Raw genomic sequence first — 17,623 nt, 5'->3', positions numbered from 1 at the left:
GGCGGTTGCCACCACGAGGAGCGACGATGTCCGTGCAAGTCCGCAACAACGTCCATGTTTCCGGCCGGGGCGAGGCCACCATGCTGTTTTCCCACGGCTTCGGCTGCGACCAGACCATGTGGCGCTACCTGGCGCCCGCCTACGAAGACCGCTATCGCGTCATCACCTACGATCTGGTCGGCAGCGGCCGCTCCGACCTCTCCGCCTACGACCGCGGGCGCTACGCCAGCCTGCACGGCTATGCCGACGACCTGCTGCAGATCGTCGACGAATTCGCGACCGGGCCGGTGATCCTGGTCGGCCATTCGGTGAGCGCCATGATCGGCATGCTCGCCACCATCGCGGCGCCGCAGCGCTTCGCGGCCCAGGTGATGGTGGCACCCTCGGCCTGCTACATCAACCACCCGGGTTACGTCGGCGGCTTCGAGCAGGAGGACATCGACGAACTGCTGGAGACGATGGAAGCGAACTACCTGGGCTGGTCGAGCAGCCTGGCGCCCGCCATCATGGGGGCGCCCAACCGCCCCACCCTGCGCGATGAACTCACCGACAGCTTCTGCCGCAACGATCCCGACATCGCCAAGCACTTCGCGCGCGTGACCTTCCTGTCCGACCACCGCGCCGACCTCCCGCACTCCTCCACGCCGGCCATGGTCCTGCAATGCAGCGACGACCTGATCGCCCCGCGCAGCGCCGGCGACTACCTGGTCCGCCACCTGCCCCGCGCCGAGCTCCATGTGATCGACAACATCGGGCATTGCCCGCACATGAGCGCTCCCACCGCCAGCTCGCGCGCGATCGATGCGTTCCTGGCTGCGATGTCGGCCGATAAGTTGGCCCCCGCCCTGGACTGAAGCCATGCCCGGCGCCCCGACCTCGCTTGACGCGCTGTACGACGACGCGCCCTGCGGCCTGCTGCTGTCCGACGCCGACGGCCTGCTGCTGCATGCCAACGCGACTGCCTGCGCCTGGCTGGGCTTCACCTTGCCCGAACTGGCCGGCATCGTGCGCATCCAGGACCTGATGACCGTCGGGGCGCGCCTGTTCCACCACACCCATTGCGTGCCGGTGCTGCAGGTGCGCGGCTCGGTGGCGGAACTGCAGATCGACCTGCGCCACCGTGACGGCACCCGCCTGCCGATGCTGGTCAACGTCGTGCGGCGGCGCGACGGGGATGCAGGAAGCGACGGCATCCACGACCAGTGGGCCCTGTTCATGGCCACCGAGCGCCAGTCCTACGAGCGCGAGCTGCGCAACGCGCGCCGCGCCGCCGAGGAGGCGCTGGAGGCGCGCCGCGGCGCCGAACTGCAGCTGCAGGCCGTGAACGCCGCGCTGTCGGAGGCGGACCGGCGCAAGGACGAGTTCCTGGCCACGCTGTCGCACGAGCTGCGCAATCCGCTGGCGCCGCTGCGCAGCGCGCTCGAGGTGATGCGCCATACCCCGCTGGCCGAGAGCGCCGGGGGGCGCCTGCTGTCGGTGTTCGACCGCCAGCTGCACCACCTGACCCACCTGGTCGACGACCTGATGGAGGTCTCGCGCATCACCCAGGACAAGATGGAACTGCGGCGCGAGAGCGTGGACCTGACCCTGCTTTCGCGCGCGGCCGTGTGCGACACCGCCGGCCTGATGGAGCAGGCGCGCCACCGCCTGGAGCTCACGCTGCCGCCGCACCCGGTCACGGTCGATGCCGACCCCACGCGCATCAATCAGGTGATCGTCAACCTGCTCACCAACTCGGCCAAATACACGCCGGACGGCGGGCGCATCACCCTCTCGCTTGGCGTCGACGACGGCGTGGCCGTGCTGGCGGTACGCGACAACGGCATCGGCCTGCCCCCGCAGGCACTGGCGACCGTGTTCGACATGTTCTCGCAGCTGGAGCCGGCACTCGAGCGTTCGCGCGGCGGCTTGGGAATCGGGCTGTCGCTGGTGCGCGGCATCGTGGAACTGCATGGCGGCAGCATCGCCGCCGACAGCGAAGGCGAAGGCAAGGGCAGCTGCTTCACGGTACGCCTGCCGCTGGCCCAGGCCGCCGTGGCGGCCGAGCCGATGCCGGCGCCCCTGCCGGCACCGGCGCGCATCCTGGTGGTGGACGACAATGCCGACGCCGCCGACACCCTCCTGATGGCGCTGGAACTGTTCGGCTGCGAAGTGCGGGCGGCCCACAGCGCCAGCGCGGCGCTGGCGATGGCGCAGGAGTTCGCGCCGGAAGTCGCCCTGCTCGACATCGGCCTGCCCGACCTGAACGGCTACGAGCTGGCGCGGCGGCTACGGGCAACGGAGGCGGGCCGGCACATGCGCCTGATCGCCGCCACCGGCTGGGGACAGGAGAAGGACCGCCAGCGCGCCTTCGATGCCGGATTCGACCATCACCTCACCAAGCCGATCGATTTCGAGCGGCTGCGCGGGATGCTGGGGCCACCGGGTGCGCATGCCTGAGCGCTGATGGCAGCCTGTGACAATGTGCTAATGTTGGGATGCCTGCACATGCTATGCTGGTGCCTCCCTTTTCGTCATGGTTGTCGGTGCGTCCCTTGAATATCTTCGTTCTCCCCTTGCGCGTGCAACTGGCTTTCTACGCCTTCGCCCTGACATTGCCGACGGCGGCGATCTGGAGCTTTTCCCTGGTGAGCGGCATCCCCGTCCAGGGCGGCTTCTACGTCCTTGGCGCTGTCGTCAGCATCGTCGTCTTCTGGATTTTCTTCGTGTTCATGTGGAACGTCATGGCCTGGGACCGTGCGCTGACATAACCAACGCCTGCCCAGGGCTTTGTCCATAAAGCACCAATCAACTTCGATGGAGCAAGCAATGGAATACGATGCCAACAACCCTTTTGCACGCATCCTGCGCGGCGAACTTCCGTGCGTGAAGGTCTACGAAGACGAGGCCACGCTCGCCATCATGGACATCATGCCCCAGGCCCCCGGCCACATGCTGGTGCTGCCGAAGGAGCCGGCCGTCGAGCTGTTCGGCCTTTCCGACGACAGCGCCGCGGCCTGCATCCGCACCACGAAAAGGGTGGCGACGGCGGTCAAGGCGGCCATGGGCGTGCCGGGCATCATGGTCGCCCAGTTCAACGGCAGCGCGGCGGGCCAGACCGTCCCGCATGTGCACTTCCATATCGTGCCGCGCGAGCAGGCGGCGGCGCTCAGGCCGCATGCCGCGGCCCAGGCCGATATCGAACAGCTGCGCGAGATCGCCGCCCGCATCGTCGCCGCCCTGCCCGCCTGATCGCAAGCCATGCCTGCGCCGGGCCGGCGCGAGTACGGATGTGCCCGCCGCCATGGCCTTGTCGCTGGTGGTGGAGGGGCTCAACATCCGTGCCCGCGCCAGGCGCAAGGCTCTGCCGCCGAGGATCTAGCAGGCGGGCGCCGCTTCGCCGGGCGCAGGGTCAGCACCCGCCCGCCCTGGCGGGTCACGGCGACGGGATGCTCGAACTGCGCCGACAGCTGCCCGTCGCAGGTGACCACCGTCCAGCCGTCGTCCTCGGTACGCACGGCATGCCGCTCCTGGTTGAGCATCGGTTCGATGGTGAAGGTGGCGTTCACCTTCATGGTCGACATGCCGAGCAGGTTCAGGCTGTCGAGGTGGGCGAACACGCCAGCCAGCAGCCGGCCCGACTCGGCCATCAGCGCGATTTCTTCCGGCCGCTTGATCATGCCGCCGAGGCCTTCACGGCTTCCGGTGGATACACCATAAACTGGCGCAAGTGATGCTGGTCAACAAGACCGGGCGGTTCGGGTAAGACGCGAACGGACGGCGCGACGATTCAGGCGCCGGTGTCCTGACGAATGACCCGGTCCGGCGTGCCGGTCCAGTCGGTCATCAGGGAATAGCCAACCGCCAGCAGGGTCGGCCCGATGAACATGCCGACGAAGCCGAAGGCGATCACGCCGCCCAGCACGCCCAGCAGGGTCAGCAGGAAAGGCAGGCTGCTGCCGCGGCTGATCAGCATGGGGCGCACGATGTTGTCGACGCCGCTGATCAGGACCGTGCCCCAGATCACCATGAAGATCGCCCACCCGGTCTCGTGCTGCAGGAACAGCCAGAAGGCCGCGCCGCCCCAGATGATGGGCGGGCCGACCGGGATCAGGGACGAGATGAAGATCATCACCGACAGCAGCGGCACCGCCGGCACGCCCGCGATGGTGAAACCGATCGCGGCCACCACCGCCTGCGCCAGCGCGGTGCCGAGCAGGCCGTACATGACGCCGCGCACCGTCTGGCTCACCGTGTTCGCGACCGATTCGGCGCCCTCGCCCATCACGCGGCGCATGGTCACTGCGACCACTTCCAGCAGGGCCTCGCCGTCTCGATAAAAAAAGAAGCTGACGAAAGCGGCCAGGCTGAGCTGGACCACACCGGTGCCGAGCATCAGGCCGCCCGCGATCAGGTAGCGCCGCGCCGGCTCCAGCATGCGCTGGGCCAGGGCGATCATCTGCTCGCGGCTGGCGACCAGTTGGCGCAGGTAGTTGTCGATCGATTCGCCCACCAACGGGATGTCACGCACCCAGGGCGGCGGCATCAGCTCGCGGTGTTCGATGGCGCTGCGCAGTTCGGTGAAGCCCTGGGCGACGTCGTCGACCAGGTTGTAGGCGACCATCGACAGCGGGATGATGACGAGCAGGGTGAGCGTCAGCGTCATGGTCAGCGCGGCCAGGGTGCGGTGGCCGCGCATGGCGTATTGCAGCCGCAGGTAGAGCGGCCAGGAGGAGATCACGACGCAGGCCGCGAACAGGATCGCGGCCAGGAAAGGCTTGAGGACGTAGAGGCAGCCCAGCGTCAGCAGGACGACAATGGCGATGCGGGTGTAGTTCCTGCCCTGGCGTTGTTCCATGCCGTCCCTGTTTGGTGGTGTTTATACCATCATAACAGCAGACTTGTTAACGATGACTTAGGAAGCCAGGTCCCGCAATCGCTTACAGGAGCTGGCGCAGGTCGGACGCAATCGCGCCCGGCTCGGCCTCGTGGCGCACCAGCAGGCGCACGCGGCCCTCGTGGTCGAACACGTAGCTGCCGGCCATGTGGTCTACCGTGTAGTTCTTCGGGTCGTCACCCGATGGGGTCTTGGAGTAGAACACCTTGAATTCCTTGGCCGTGCGTGCGGTGGCTTCCGCATCGCCGCGCAGGCCGATAAAGCTCGGGTGGAAGGCCGGCACATAGGCATTCAGCAGTTCCTGGGTGTCGCGCTCCGGGTCGAGCGTGACGAACAGCACCTGCACGTCCTTGCTTGCCGGGCCGAGTTCCTTCATCACGGTGGCCATCTTTGCCATCGTGGTGGGGCATACGTCCGGGCACTGGGTATAGCCGAAGAACAGCACCACCAGCTTGCCGCGGAAGTCCTGCAGCGTGCGCGGCTTGCCGGTGTGGTCGGTCAGCGTGAAGCCCTTGGCGTAATCGAGGCCGGTGATGTCGGTGTTGACGAAGGCCGGGGTCTTGTTCGGCAGCTTGTCGCAGCCGGCGGCCAGCACCGCCGCGGACAGCATCAGCGCGGTCAGGAGTTTTTTCATGGTCAGAACTTGAAGTAATGGTCGACCAGCAGCGCTGCGAACAGCAGCGACAGGTAGACGATGGACCAGGTAAAGGCATTACGCGCAGCCATGTCGCTGTAATGCTTGTGCACGCGCCACGAGTGGCGCAGGAAGACCGCGTTGAGCACGACGGCCGCGGCCAGGTAGATCAGGCCGCTCATGCCGACGGCGAAAGGCAGCAAGGTGGTCGCGGCCAGCGCGATGGTGTACAGCCATACCTGCAGGCCGGTGTACTGCATGCCGTGGGTGATCGGCAGCATCGGCAGGCCGGAACGGGCGTAGTCCTCGCGGCGGTACATGGCCAGCACCCAGAAGTGCGGCGGGGTCCAGACGAAGATGATGAGCACCAGCAGCCAGGCTTCCATCGGCACGTCGTTGGCGACGGCGGCCCAGCCCAGGGCCGGCGGCATCGCGCCCGACAGGCCGCCGATGACGATGTTCTGCGGCGTGGCCGGTTTGAGCAGCATGGTGTAAATGAAGGCGTAACCGACGAAAGTCACGAAGGTCAGCCACATGGTGAGCGGATTGACGAGGACATACAGGATAGCCATGCCCAGGCCGCCGATGATCGTCGAGAAGATGATCGTCTGGGTGCTGGTGAGCTCGCCCATCGCAGTGGCGCGCCGCGCCGTGCGCGCCATGCGCGCGTCGATCTCCGCCTCCACCAGGCAATTCACGGCAAAGGCGGCACCCGCGAGCAGCCAGATGCCGGCGGTGCCGGCAACCAGCACCTGCCAGCCCGGGAAGCCGTCGGTGGCAAGGAACATCCCGATCACCGCGCAGAACACGGCCAGCTGCGTGACCCGTGGTTTGGTCAGGGCCCAGTACTGGGCAACGCGGCTCGGAGGTTTGTGGAGGGCTGTCTGGGTCGTCATCGATGGGGTGCGTGGGGGCTCGAACCGCGGCGAGGCCGAGATCGCGGACGCGCCGGCCAGGTCGCGGCTTTCGTCGAGGCTCAATTCGCTGCTCATCCGGCGCGGTTCACTTCAAGTTGCTGTTTCACCCGGTAGTTTAACATGGTCACCAGCAGGACCAGCAGGGCCGCCCCTGCGTTATGCATTACGGCAATGGCGAGCGGGAAGTCGAAGTAAACCGTGGCAACCCCCGTCAGCAGCTGGACGAACAGCACCAGGGCCAGCCATCTGGCGTGTTTTGCCAGATAAGCATGGCGCCTGGCGCGCCACACCAGCAGGCCGACGACCGCGACCACGAGGATGGCGAAGTTGCGGTGCACCCAGTGGATCGCCACCAGGGCCGAGAACGGCAGGTAGTGGCCGGCCGCCGTCTTGCCCAGCTCGCGCCACAGGTGGAAGCCGTGCTCGAAATCCATGTCCGGCACCACCCGGCCGTCGCACAGGGGGAATTCATCGCAGGCCAGGGTGGCGTAGTTGGTACTTACCCACCCGCCCAGCGCGATCTGCACGGTGATGATGACGGCGGCGAGGATCGCCAGCGTGCGGATGCCGCGCAGCGCGGCATTGTCGCCCGCGCCGTTGCTAGATGCAGGCGGCTTGTGCATCAGGTAATCCTCGCGCCCCCCGAGCCAGGTCAACAGCGCCAGCAGGCCCATGCCCAGCAGCAGGTGGATGGTCACGATCACCGGCTGCAGCTTGAGGGTGACGGTCCAGGCGCCGAAGGCGCCCTGGATGCACACGAAAATGAACAGCGCCAGCGGGATGCCCGGCTTGAAGGCCTGCATCTTCGTTTTGCGCCACTGCACGGTCGCGGTGATGAGCAGGGCCATGATAATGACGCCGATGCCCATCGCCAGGTAGCGGTGGATCATCTCGATCCAGGCCTTGGCCACGGTGACCGGCCCGGTCGGCATCGCCGCTTCGGCGGCGGCGATCTGTTCATGCGCCAGGAAGGGGTTGGCCATGCCGTAGCAGCCCGGCCAGTCCGGGCAGCCGAGGCCCGAGTCGGTCAGGCGCGTGAAGCCGCCGAAGACGATCAGGTCGAAGGTCAGGAAGACGGCGACCCAGACCAGCTTGCGGAACTTGTTGGGATCCGAAGACATCCAGACCATCGACAGTGGCAGGATGGCCACGAGCAGGCCTATCAGGGCTAGTTGCAGCAGGGAAGTAGCTTGCATTGTGTATAAGGGTGTTGCGGGCCATGCGCATGGCCCTGTCTGATCGTGTTATCCAGGCTTTTTCCGGGCTTCATCCGATCGCCGAGGCCTTGAGCAGCTTGGCAATATCTTTATGCACCTTGCCAGGGTCTGGGCTGGCCGGGAAACGCATCATCAGATTGCCGAGCGGGTCGATCAGGTAGATGTGATCCGAAGGCTGCGTGCCCTTGTCTGCCGGCAGCCACTTGTCGACGACCTCTTTCGGCGCGCGCAGCAGGTGCATGCCGTCGTACTGGCGGATCGTCATCGTATCGAGCGGCTGATTGTCCGTGACGAGCCAGACGCGCTCGACGCGGTCCATGTTCTTGCCCTGCATCAGGCGCCACTGGCGCATCGAGAACAGTTGCTTTTGGCAGGCTTCAAGGCATTCGCCGCCGCCGACCTTCAGCATGATCCACTTGCCCGCATACTGCTCCAGCGTTTCGGTGCGGCCGTCGAGCGTGGTGCTGGCCATGGCCGGGATTGGACGCTCGCGCGGGTCGATCAGGGTGCCGTAATTGGTGCGGCCGGTCGGCTTGATGACGTAATAGGTGAGATAGGACAGGATCATCGGCGCCGCGCAGACCAGCAGCACGGCGAACAGTTTCCAGCGTCCGGAGCGTCGGGCTTTGGCGGGATCCCTGGCGGGTTCAGTTGCCTGCATCACTTGTTTCTGCTTCAGGTTCTCCTGCATCAGCTTGTTTTGCTCCACTTCTTGCTCCACTTCGAAATCCTGTTATCACAAAGAATAGGATGGCCATGGCCGCCAGCGCATACCACTGGAAGGCGTAGCCGCGGTGCTTGTCGATCCCGCTCGACGGCGAAGGCCAGACCCGCAGCAGCATGCCGTCGATCTCGCTCGGCTCGTCCGGCCCGGTCTGCTGCACGAAGAAAGGTTGCAGCACCAGTCCGGTCGCCCTGGCCACGCTTTGCGGATCGATGTTCTGGACAATGGCCTTCGGCGCCAGCGGCGCCGCTTCGCCCAGGTCCATCACATGCCCGGCCGAAGCAACGACGATGCCTTCGACGGTGACGGTGCCCGAGGGCGTATCGAAGGCCGGCAGCTTGCCGTATTCCGCTTCGCGCGGCAACCAGCCCCGCATCACGAGCACATGTGTGTTCGAACCCGCGATTTTAAACGGCATGACGAGGTAGTAGCCAGGACGGCCGGCCATCGGCCGGTTGGCCAGGAACAGCGGCCAGGTGGCGACGAATTCGCCGGTGACGCTCACGTGGCGGTATTCGATCCCGGCGGCGGGAGTGAGGGCGCCGCCGAGCGCCACCGGTGCTTCGGTGGCGAGGCCGGCAAGCTTTTCCTGCACGGCCAGTTTGTAGGCGGCCCTGCCCTGCTGCCAGTTGCCTAGTGCAATACCTACCAGGGCAACGATCAGTGCGGCAATGAAGGGAACAGGACGAAAATGGAAGGGGAAGCGCATTACAATGATGCCTAAACCTTGATTGGGCCAACCATGAAACTGCTTGTTGCGATTGCCTTCATCCTAATCCTAGCCAGCCTTGCTTCGGCCCTTTTCTTCCTGATGCGCGACAAAGGCCAGAGCAACCGGACGGTGCATGCGCTGGCGCTGCGGGTCGGGCTGTCGATCACTTTGTTCCTGTGCCTGCTCGGCGCCTACGAGATGGGGTGGATCGCCCCGACCGGTATTCGCTGAACAGCTTGCACACCACATAAACGTAGGGTGGGCGGGGTCATTTTTGCCAGTGGCAAAAATGACAAACCGCCCACGCGGTCAACCGACGGGGAATAATTGCAACGCCGGCCCGCCAACGTTATTTGACCGCGTGGGCGGGAGACCCGCCCACCCTACCTGTCGCTTGAACGTACGATTACAGCCAGTACACCACCACGTACAACCCCAGCCACACCACGTCGACGAAGTGCCAATACCAGGCCGCGCCTTCGAAACCGAAGTGGTTGTCCGCCGTGAAGTGGCCCTTGAGCACGCGATACAGGATCACCGACAGCATGATCGCGCCCATGGTCACGTGGAAGCCGTGGAAGCCGGTCAGCATGAAGAAGGTCGAGCCGTAGATGCCCGAGGTCAGCTTCAGGTTCAGGTCCTGGTAAGCGTGCATGTATTCATAGACCTGGAAGCCCATGAAGATCGCGCCCAGCAGGATGGTGGCCGCGAGCCAGAAGGCGGTCTTGGCGCGGTGGCCGGCGCGCAGCGCGTGGTGCGAAATCGTCAGCGTGACGCCCGACAGCAGCAGCAGTGCGGTGTTGATGGTCGGAATCGGGAACGGACCCATGGTCTGGAACTGGTCGACCACGCCGGCCGGGCCGGTGTTGCCCCAGGTCGGCGCGAAGTCCGGCCAGATGATCTTGTGGTCCAGGTCGGACAGCCAGGGCATGGTGACCGCGCGGGCGTAGAACAGCGCGCCGAAGAAGGCGCCGAAGAACATCACTTCCGAGAAGATGAACCAGCTCATCGACCAGCGGTAGGACAGGTCGATGCGCTTGCCGTACATGCCCGATTCGGATTCCTTGATCGCGTCGCCGAACCAGAAGTACAGCACCACCAGCGTCGCGGCGATGCCGGCCAGACAGACTGCAGGGGCCCAGGAGGCGCTGTTGACCCAGCCGGAGGCGCCGATCATGGTCACCAGCAGCGAAATGCCGGCGAGCATCGGCCAGCGCGACGGGCCTGGCACGAAATAGTAGGGCGCGGTGTGTGGCGAACTCATTTTCATCTCCTCAATCTACTCTTTGTTGTTCGGGTGATTCTTTGTGTCGCTGATTCTTGTGGCTTGTGCTTGCTTACTGCGCTTATTCACGATGAGACTGCGAACCGCACCGCCAGCATCAACAACCCGATGAAGATCGCCACCCCGATCAGCCCCGCGATGATCACGTGGACTGGATTCAGGTTGGCGGCGTCGTGTTCGTAGTCGCGGCGCTTGCGCACGCCGAAGAACGACCAGAACACCGCCTTCATCGTGGCCAGGAAGCTGGCCCTGCGTCGATGCGGCTGATTCTCCATTTATTTCACTGCTCCCGTGGCGGCCGACGCGGTCTGCACCGCGCCGCCGATCTCGAAGAAGGTGTACGACAGCGTGATGTTCTTCACGTCGCGCGGCAGCGCCGGGTCGATGAAGAAGACCACCGGCATCTGGCGCGCCTCGTTGGCCTGCAGCGTCTGCTCCTGGAAGCAGAAACACTCCACTTTCTTGAAGTGCGGCGTGACGACCTGGGGCGCGTAGCTCGGGATCGCCTGCGCCTTCACCGCCCTCGCCTGCGTGTTGACCACCTCGTAGGTGACGGTGGCCAGCTCGCCCGGATGCACCTCGATGCTGCGCTGGACCGGGCGGAAGCGCCACGGTCCCTGCGAATTGCCGTCCAGCTCGACGATGACCTTGCGGCTCTTGTCGATCTGGGTATTCTTGGGCGCTTCCACGAATTCGCCCTGGGTCAGCACGTTGATGCCGAGTACCTCGCAGATCTGGCGGTACACCGGCACCAGCGCGTAACCGAAGCCGAACATCACCACCGCCACCACCACCAGTTTCATCAGCGTGGTGCGGTTCAGCAGCAAGAGTCGCTTGTTCGCGCTCATCTCAGTCCCGCCTTCAGCTCAACCAGGTGAACTTGACGAACACGCTGGCGAAGAAGAACAGCGCGATCCCGCCCAGGATCAGGGCGGTACGCAGGTTGCTGGGCCGGGTCACTTCTGAATGATGGTCGGGAGCCATTTACTTCACCAGCGGCGGGGTTTCGAAGGTGTGGAACGGCGCCGGACTCGGCACGGTCCACTCCAGGCCTTCCGCGCCTTCCCACGGCTTGGCCGGGGCTTTCTGGCCGCCGCGGATGGTCGGCAGCACGACGGCGAACAGGAAGTACACCTGCGACAGGCCGAAGCCGAAGGCACCGATCGACACGATCATGTTGAAGTCGGTGAACTGGGTGGCGTAGTCCGCATAGCGGCGCGGCATGCCGGCCAGGCCCAGGAAGTGCATCGGGAAGAAGGTGATGTTGAACGTAATCAAGGAAAGCCAGAAGTGCCACTTGCCGCGCGCTTCCGGATACATGTGGCCGGTCCACTTCGGCGCCCAGTAATAGAAGCCGGCGAACAGCGCGAACAGCGAGCCCGCCACCAGCACGTAGTGGAAGTGGGCCACCACGTAGTAGGTGTCGTGCACCTGGATGTCGATCGGGGTCACGGCCAGGATCAGGCCGGTGAAGCCGCCCATGGTGAACACGAAGATGAAGCCCACCGCGAACAGCATCGGGGTCTCAAAAGTCATCGAGCCCTTCCACATGGTGGCGACCCAGTTGAACACTTTCACGCCGGTCGGCACCGCGATCAGCATGGTGGCGTACATGAAGAACAGCTGCGAGGTCACCGGCATGCCGGTGGTGAACATGTGGTGGGCCCACACGATGAAGGACAGGATCGCGATCGAGGCGGTCGCGTACACCATCGAGGCGTAGCCGAACAGCGGCTTGCGGGCAAAAGCCGGAATGATCTGCGAAACGATGCCGAAGGCCGGCAGGATCATGATGTAGACCTCGGGATGGCCGAAGAACCAGAAGATGTGCTGGTACATCACCGGGTCGCCGCCGCCGGCCGCGTTGAAGAACGAGGTGCCGAAGTGGCGGTCGGTCAGGGTCATGGTAATCGCCCCCGCCAGCACCGGCATCACGGCGATGAGCAGGTAGGCGGTGATCAGCCAGGTCCAGGCGAACATCGGCATCTTCATCAGCGTCATGCCCGGAGCGCGCATGTTCAGGATGGTGACGATGATGTTGATCGAGCCCATGATCGACGAGGCGCCCATGATGTGCATGGCGAAGATCGCCATGTCCATGCCCGGGCCCATCTGGGTCGACAGCGGCGCATAAAGAGTCCAACCCGCCGCGGTCGCCCCGCCCGGCGAGAAGAAGGACCCGGCCAGCAGGATCGCCGCCGGCGGCAGCAGCCAGAACGAGAAGTTGTTCATGCGCGCGAAGGCCATGTCGGAAGCGCCCACCTGCAGCGGCAGCATCCAGTTGGCGAAGCCCACGAAGGCCGGCATGATCGCGCCGAACACCATCACCAGGCCGTGCATGGTGGTCAACTGGTTGAAGAACTCGGGACGGAAGAACTGTAGGCCCGGCTCGAACAGTTCGGTACGGATCATCAGCGCCAGCACGCCGCCCGAGAGCAGCATGATGAAGGAGAACCACAGGTACAGGGTACCGATGTCCTTGTGGTTGGTGGCGAACAGCCAGCGGCGCCAGCCGTGTGGGTGGTCGTGCGCGTGGTCGTGATCGTGGTCGTGTGCGTGATCGATGGTGCTGGTAGTCATGTCGATTCCCTGAAGCTGGATAGCTAGCTCGTTGCTACGTTATTTGCTGCGGGCAGCCAGCACTTCCGCCGGTTGCACGATGTTTTCCGCAGCCTTGTTCGACCAGGTGTTGCGGGTATAGGTGATCACGGCGGCGATCTCCGTGTCCGACAGCTGCTTCCAGGCCGGCATGGCCGCCGGGTAGGCCGGGGTGTCCTGGCCGTTGAGCAGCACCTCGATGTTGTGGACCTTGGCACCGTTCACGACCTGCGAGCCGTCCAGCGGGGCGAAGGCGTTCGGCACGCCCTTGCCGTTGGCCTGGTGGCATGCCACGCAGTTGGCGGCGTAGACCTGCTCGCCGCGGGTCTTCAGTTCGTCGATGGTCCAGACCTTGTTCGGGTCGTCGGCCAGGGCGGCCATTTTCTTCTTCTCGCCGGCGACCCAGGCAGTGTAATCCTCGGCCGAGACCACGCGCACCACGATCGGCATGAAAGCGTGGTCCTTGCCGCACAGTTCGACGCAGTTGCCGCGGTAGACGCCGATCTTGTCGGCCTTGAACCAGCCGTCGCGCACGAAGCCCGGGATGGCGTCCTGCTTGATGGCGAAGGCCGGGATGGTCCAGGCGTGGATCACGTCGTTGGCGGTGAACACCATGCGGATCTTCTTGCCGACCGGGACGACCATCTCGTTGTCCACTTCCAGCAGGTAGTTTTCGCCCTTCTTCTCGGTGGCGGCTTCGCCCGGCAGGCCGATCTGGGCACGCGGGGTCGCCAGGTTGGACAGGAAGGAAATGCCCGCGCCTTCGCCGTTCAGGTAGTCATAGCCCCATTTCCACTGCATGCCGGTGGCCTTGATGGTGATGTCGGCGTTCGAGGTGTCCTTCAGGGCGACCACGGTCTTGGTGGCCGGCAGGGCCATGCCGATGACGATCAGGAAGGGAACGATGGTCCAGGCGATCTCGACGGCGGTCGATTCGTGGAAGGTGGCGGGCTTGTGGCCGAGCGACTTGCGGTGCTTGAACACCGAATAGAACATGACACCGAACACGCCGACGAAGATCACCAGGCAGACGATCATCATCCAGTTGTGCAGGCTGTAGATGTCGGCGCCGATGCCGGTCACGGGGGGCTGCATGTTCAACTGGTGTTCCACCGGCCGGCCCGTGATTTCCGGAGCCGCCCACGCTGGGATGCCGGCCGTTGCTGCGAGGCCGAACATCCAGGCCCCAAGTCGCGATGCGTATGTCATGTTGTCCCCAACCACCCAAAATAAAATATTTTTAACGGTCGGCAGCTCCATGAACGAACTGCCGCCGCTCCGAAACGTGTTTCGCAGAACGGTTCATACCAGTACCGCGAAATTGCGCTGCGGAAACGGTGGGGAACCTACACGCTGGGGCCGGTCGCTTCGCGCTACCCGCCTTCAACGGCTCTGCTGATGCTGCAATTCATTCTCGATTTTTCTATTCTTGCGCCCGGACTGCTGCTTTTTTCAGCATTTTTCCTCGTACAGACGACAAAAATAGCTACTGATTATAAACAAATCAGTAATTTTTATTCAAGGAAAATCGGGGCGCTGTTTTGCTATAGGAAATTAAGGCTTGCGTGGCTGGAAACGCACGATCGCCTCTCCTGCAGCGGTGGTCCTCGGGGCAGGACGGAAGGCGTGTCCATAGATGACCTCGAACGTCAGCCCAAGCTTGCCGTCGGGGCGGCGCTGAGCCTCGAAGGCATCGAGCATGCGCCGCCACGCCGCTCGCCCGATGAGCCCGCGCCGGCGCGTATCCAGCGGGTTGCCGCCGAATGCGCGCACGTCGAGCAGCAGGCCCTCCGCGCTGTCGTAAGTAACGGTGATGCGCTCCATGTCCATGACCGGGGTCGAAAACCCCGCCTCCACCAGCTGGTCGCCGAAATCGTGCATGTCGACGAAAGGCAGCGTATGCGGCGTCTCGTCCATGGCGGCAAAGGCTGTGCGCAGCTCGGTGAAGGTGTCCGGACCGAAGTTCGAGAACATCAGCAGGCCATCCACCCGCAGCACGCGCCGCCATTCCGCGAACACGCGGTCCGGCTGCGGATGCCAGTGCAGCGCCAGGTTCGACCACAGGAGATCGAGCGAGTTCGTCCCGAAAGGCAGGTTCCCGAAGTCACCGCAAACGATGTCGACGCCGGCCTTGGCCGGCAGCAAACGGCTGAGCATCTGGTTCAGCGTGCGGGTGGCCGGCGCCGGTGCCCTGGCGGCGCTGGCCATGGCGGGCGCGGCGTCGATGCCGAGGATTTGGGCGGCCGGATAGGTCTTCTGCAGCAGGGCCAGGTCGCTGCCTGCGCCGCAGCCGGCATCGAGCACCTGTTTCGGCACCATCTTCACGAGCTGCAGGCGCTCGTGCATGCGCTGGGCGATCTCGCGGCGCAGGAAGTCGGAGCCCCCGATGCGGCCGGGCTGGGCGAACAGGGTGCGGACGCGCTCGATGTCGATCGGCGCGCTCATGCGGGAAGGTTGCGATGAAGCCATGGTGGTGAAGCGCTCAGTGCGATAACTTGGTGAGATAATGGCGGAGTGTACATGCTTGCGTGGTTTCGCGTAGATGCCCTCGCTTTCCCCTCTCTTGCGCTGGCCCGGCAAGCTGCTGAGTGTCTTGTTGCCATCCAGCTGCGTGCTGTGTGGCGCCTTGGGCCAGCAAGCGGTGTGCGCGGCCTGTTCGCGGGACTATGCGCTTGACGTTCACCCACGCTGCCCCTGCTGCGCCAACCCGGTCGGCAGCGAGGACGGCGGCCGTCGCTGCGGGGCCTGCCTCGCCGATCCGCCGGCTTTTGACGCCACCGTGGCTGCCTGCGACTATGGCGCGCCGGTCGACCGGCTGGTACTGGGGCTGAAGTTCGGCAGCCGGCTGGCCCTGGCGCCATGGATGGCAGGCCGGCTGCGCGAGGCCGTCCTGGCACGCAGTCCGGACCCGCGGGACTTGCCGGACCTGCTGTGCCCGGTGCCGCTCGGGCCGCGCCGCCTGGTCGAGCGCGGCTACAACCAGGCGCTCGAGATGGCCCGGCCGCTGTCCGCCGCACTCGGGATCCCGTTGGCCCCGCGGCTGCTCGAGCGGCGGGTGGAGACGGCCGCGCAATCGGGCGTGGCGCCGGGCCAGCGCCGCCGCAACGTACAGGACGCCTTCGCCCTGGCCGACGACTCGGCCATGCTGCAGGGTCGGCACGTCGGCGTTGTCGACGATGTCATGACCAGCGGCCATACACTCGATGAACTGGCCGGCGTGCTCAAGCGCGCCGGCGTGGCGCGCGTGACGAATCTCGTGTTCGCGCGCACGCCGCCCCACCTATAGAAATTGAAGGAGAACATTTTGTTCCACGTCGTCCTGGTCGAACCAGAAATCCCGCCGAATACCGGCAACGTCATCCGCCTGTGCGCCAATACCGGCGTCCAGCTGCACCTGGTCGAGCCGCTCGGCTTTCCGCTCGACGATGCCAAGATGCGCCGCGCGGGCCTGGACTACCACGACTACGCGACCATGAAGGTGCACAAGAACTGGGACGCCTTCCTGCTGGATGCAAAACCGACTCCTTCGCGCATGTTCGCGCTGACGACCCACGGCTCCTCGCCCTTCGCCGATGCCAGCTTCCAGCCGGGCGACGTGTTCGTGTTCGGCGCCGAATCGCGCGGCCTCGACCCGGCCCTGCGCGAAACCTTCCCGCCGGCCCAGCGCATCCGCCTGCCGATGCGGCCGGACAACCGCAGCCTCAACCTGTCCAACACGGTGGCGGTGGTCGTCTACGAGGCCTGGCGCCAGAACGGTTTCGCCGGCGGCGCTTGAGCCGCCCTTGTCTTCGTACCGCCCATCAAGCATTCCTGACAGCAATGTTACTTTGTTGTCGCAAAGTGACGACACAATGTGGAAATATCTACAAGGAAGCGCGACAGTATCTGGCGAACAGGAGTACGCTGATCACGTGACGTTGTTGATCGGCGCCCCCTGTTTTTGCTTGAGGTAACACATGAAGAAGTTTCTTTCCACCGGCGCCCTGCTCCTGTGCTGCGCCGCCCACGCGGACGTCGCCCGCGCCGACCCCGCCAGCACCATTTCCTGGGGTTTTTCCTTCAACGGTTTCTACGACAGCGTGTCGAACAGCTTCCTGCCCGAGGAAGTCATCACCGGCTCGTTCAAGGGCAATGACCTGAACAGCAACGGCCTGCTGGAAAAGGACGAGCTGCTGACCCTGGTCGTTGGCGAACTCGACTACATCGCCTGCGCTCCCACCAGCAACGCGTATTACCAGTGCGGGGCGACCAGCTTTTCGTTCTCCCAGGACGCCGGCCTGCACTTCAGCGTCGGCAGCTACGGCCAGGATCCCGAAGGCTGGGTCGGCGGCGGCCGCCTGATCACCACCGGCGACCAACACTACGCCTACGAGTTCAACCCCGGCATGACCAGCGAGCGCCACCTGTACTGGACCAGCGACACCCGGCTGACCATGATGTCGCAGGCGCCGGAACCGTCGACCTGGGCGATGCTGGGCGCCGGCCTGGCCGGCCTGACCTGGCGCGCACGGCGCCGGCGCTAGCGCAACGCCACCGTGCCGATGCCGATGCCGATGCCGCTATAGCGTTTTTGCAGCATCGGCCCCGCTCCATGTGTTAGGGTTCGGGTGATTCAAGGCAATGCGTGCCGGCCGCAGCCGGCCGAGCCCCCCAACACATG

The 17,623-nt window shown here is 64.9% G+C and carries 21 protein-coding genes and 1 pseudogene; 8 read left to right on the top strand and 14 right to left on the bottom strand.

Annotation, left to right across the window (positions count from 1 at the left end):
- Nucleotides 1-26: 26 nt before the first annotated feature.
- From MA09_RS10870 to MA09_RS10855, 4 genes are all read left to right on the top strand, one after another.
- Nucleotides 27-854, top strand: coding sequence for an alpha/beta fold hydrolase (locus MA09_RS10870; protein ID WP_036248112.1), 828 nt, complete (start codon nucleotides 27-29; stop codon nucleotides 852-854).
- Nucleotides 855-858: 4 nt separating this feature from the next.
- A complete protein-coding gene (locus MA09_RS10865) occupies nucleotides 859-2,439 on the top strand; it encodes an ATP-binding protein (RefSeq protein WP_036248109.1) in 1,581 nt (526 codons plus the stop codon).
- A gap of 95 nt (nucleotides 2,440-2,534) precedes the next feature.
- A complete protein-coding gene (locus tag MA09_RS10860; protein WP_152594622.1) occupies nucleotides 2,535-2,750 on the top strand; it encodes a hypothetical protein in 216 nt (71 codons plus the stop codon).
- Between the two features lie 58 nt (nucleotides 2,751-2,808).
- A complete protein-coding gene (locus MA09_RS10855; RefSeq protein WP_036248105.1) occupies nucleotides 2,809-3,231 on the top strand; it encodes an HIT family protein in 423 nt (140 codons plus the stop codon).
- A gap of 80 nt (nucleotides 3,232-3,311) precedes the next feature.
- Here MA09_RS10855 and MA09_RS10850 read toward each other — a convergent pair.
- From MA09_RS10850 to MA09_RS10820, 7 genes and pseudogenes are all read right to left on the bottom strand, one after another.
- Nucleotides 3,312-3,539, bottom strand: a pseudogene (locus MA09_RS10850) (hypothetical protein); the annotation flags it as partial.
- A gap of 230 nt (nucleotides 3,540-3,769) precedes the next feature.
- Entirely contained in the window at nucleotides 3,770-4,837 is a 1,068-nt protein-coding gene (locus MA09_RS10845; RefSeq protein WP_036248099.1) for an AI-2E family transporter, read from the bottom strand.
- An 82-nt stretch (nucleotides 4,838-4,919) separates the two neighbouring features.
- Nucleotides 4,920-5,510, bottom strand: coding sequence for an SCO family protein (locus MA09_RS10840; protein WP_036248097.1), 591 nt, complete (start codon nucleotides 5,508-5,510; stop codon nucleotides 4,920-4,922).
- A 2-nt stretch (nucleotides 5,511-5,512) separates the two neighbouring features.
- A complete protein-coding gene (cyoE, locus tag MA09_RS10835; protein ID WP_036248551.1) occupies nucleotides 5,513-6,406 on the bottom strand; it encodes a heme o synthase in 894 nt (297 codons plus the stop codon).
- A 92-nt stretch (nucleotides 6,407-6,498) separates the two neighbouring features.
- Nucleotides 6,499-7,623 (bottom strand): heme A synthase, encoded by a 1,125-nt coding sequence (locus tag MA09_RS10830; RefSeq protein WP_036248095.1) that lies wholly within the window; start codon nucleotides 7,621-7,623, stop codon nucleotides 6,499-6,501.
- 70 nt (nucleotides 7,624-7,693) lie between these two features.
- Nucleotides 7,694-8,305, bottom strand: a complete 612-nt coding sequence (locus tag MA09_RS10825) for a cytochrome C oxidase subunit I (RefSeq protein ID WP_152594621.1) — start codon at nucleotides 8,303-8,305, stop codon at nucleotides 7,694-7,696.
- Nucleotides 8,292-9,077 carry an SURF1 family protein gene (locus MA09_RS10820; RefSeq protein ID WP_051933367.1) on the bottom strand — a complete coding sequence of 262 codons (786 nt, stop codon included), beginning with the start codon at nucleotides 9,075-9,077 and terminating at the stop codon, nucleotides 8,292-8,294. The genes MA09_RS10825 and MA09_RS10820 overlap by 14 nt, the downstream gene beginning before the upstream one ends.
- Nucleotides 9,078-9,110: 33 nt before the next feature.
- Here MA09_RS10820 and MA09_RS10815 point away from each other — a divergent pair, with 33 nt between their 5' ends.
- The gene (locus MA09_RS10815; protein WP_036248092.1) at nucleotides 9,111-9,311 is read left to right on the top strand and encodes a twin transmembrane helix small protein; all 201 of its coding nucleotides are present in this window, start codon (nucleotides 9,111-9,113) and stop codon (nucleotides 9,309-9,311) included.
- A gap of 175 nt (nucleotides 9,312-9,486) precedes the next feature.
- On the opposite strand, the gene MA09_RS10810 is transcribed toward MA09_RS10815, so the two are convergent.
- The 7 genes from MA09_RS10810 to MA09_RS10785 form a co-directional block, all read right to left on the bottom strand.
- Entirely contained in the window at nucleotides 9,487-10,344 is an 858-nt protein-coding gene (locus MA09_RS10810; protein ID WP_036248542.1) for a cytochrome c oxidase subunit 3, read from the bottom strand.
- 86 nt (nucleotides 10,345-10,430) lie between these two features.
- Complete coding sequence (locus MA09_RS10805; RefSeq protein ID WP_036248089.1) at nucleotides 10,431-10,640, bottom strand: DUF2970 domain-containing protein; 210 nt, start codon at nucleotides 10,638-10,640, stop codon at nucleotides 10,431-10,433.
- Entirely contained in the window at nucleotides 10,641-11,213 is a 573-nt protein-coding gene (locus tag MA09_RS10800; protein ID WP_036248086.1) for a cytochrome c oxidase assembly protein, read from the bottom strand.
- 13 nt (nucleotides 11,214-11,226) lie between these two features.
- On the bottom strand, nucleotides 11,227-11,349 hold the full coding sequence (locus MA09_RS25295; RefSeq protein WP_229440660.1) for a cytochrome oxidase small assembly protein: 123 nt from the start codon (nucleotides 11,347-11,349) through the stop codon (nucleotides 11,227-11,229).
- Nucleotides 11,350-12,945, bottom strand: a complete 1,596-nt coding sequence (gene ctaD / locus MA09_RS10795; protein ID WP_036248084.1) for a cytochrome c oxidase subunit I — start codon at nucleotides 12,943-12,945, stop codon at nucleotides 11,350-11,352.
- A 39-nt stretch (nucleotides 12,946-12,984) separates the two neighbouring features.
- Entirely contained in the window at nucleotides 12,985-14,172 is a 1,188-nt protein-coding gene (coxB, locus tag MA09_RS10790; RefSeq protein WP_036248540.1) for a cytochrome c oxidase subunit II, read from the bottom strand.
- Between the two features lie 345 nt (nucleotides 14,173-14,517).
- Nucleotides 14,518-15,408, bottom strand: coding sequence for a methyltransferase domain-containing protein (locus MA09_RS10785; RefSeq protein WP_036248081.1), 891 nt, complete (start codon nucleotides 15,406-15,408; stop codon nucleotides 14,518-14,520).
- A 97-nt stretch (nucleotides 15,409-15,505) separates the two neighbouring features.
- On the opposite strand from MA09_RS10785, the gene MA09_RS24565 reads away from it, so the two are divergent.
- From MA09_RS24565 to MA09_RS10770, 3 genes are all read left to right on the top strand, one after another.
- Entirely contained in the window at nucleotides 15,506-16,249 is a 744-nt protein-coding gene (locus MA09_RS24565; RefSeq protein WP_036248079.1) for a ComF family protein, read from the top strand.
- Nucleotides 16,250-16,267: 18 nt separating this feature from the next.
- Nucleotides 16,268-16,738, top strand: a complete 471-nt coding sequence (locus tag MA09_RS24560; RefSeq protein WP_036248077.1) for a tRNA (cytidine(34)-2'-O)-methyltransferase — start codon at nucleotides 16,268-16,270, stop codon at nucleotides 16,736-16,738.
- 181 nt (nucleotides 16,739-16,919) lie between these two features.
- The gene (locus MA09_RS10770; protein ID WP_036248074.1) at nucleotides 16,920-17,486 is read left to right on the top strand and encodes a PEP-CTERM sorting domain-containing protein; all 567 of its coding nucleotides are present in this window, start codon (nucleotides 16,920-16,922) and stop codon (nucleotides 17,484-17,486) included.
- The last annotated feature ends 137 nt before the right edge of the window (nucleotides 17,487-17,623 follow it).

Source organism: Massilia sp. BSC265 (assembly GCF_000740675.1).
Taxonomy (GTDB): domain Bacteria; phylum Pseudomonadota; class Gammaproteobacteria; order Burkholderiales; family Burkholderiaceae_D; genus Telluria.
The sequence above is the reverse complement of the archived record's forward strand: the minus strand, read 5'-3'. Positions and strand labels throughout refer to the sequence as shown.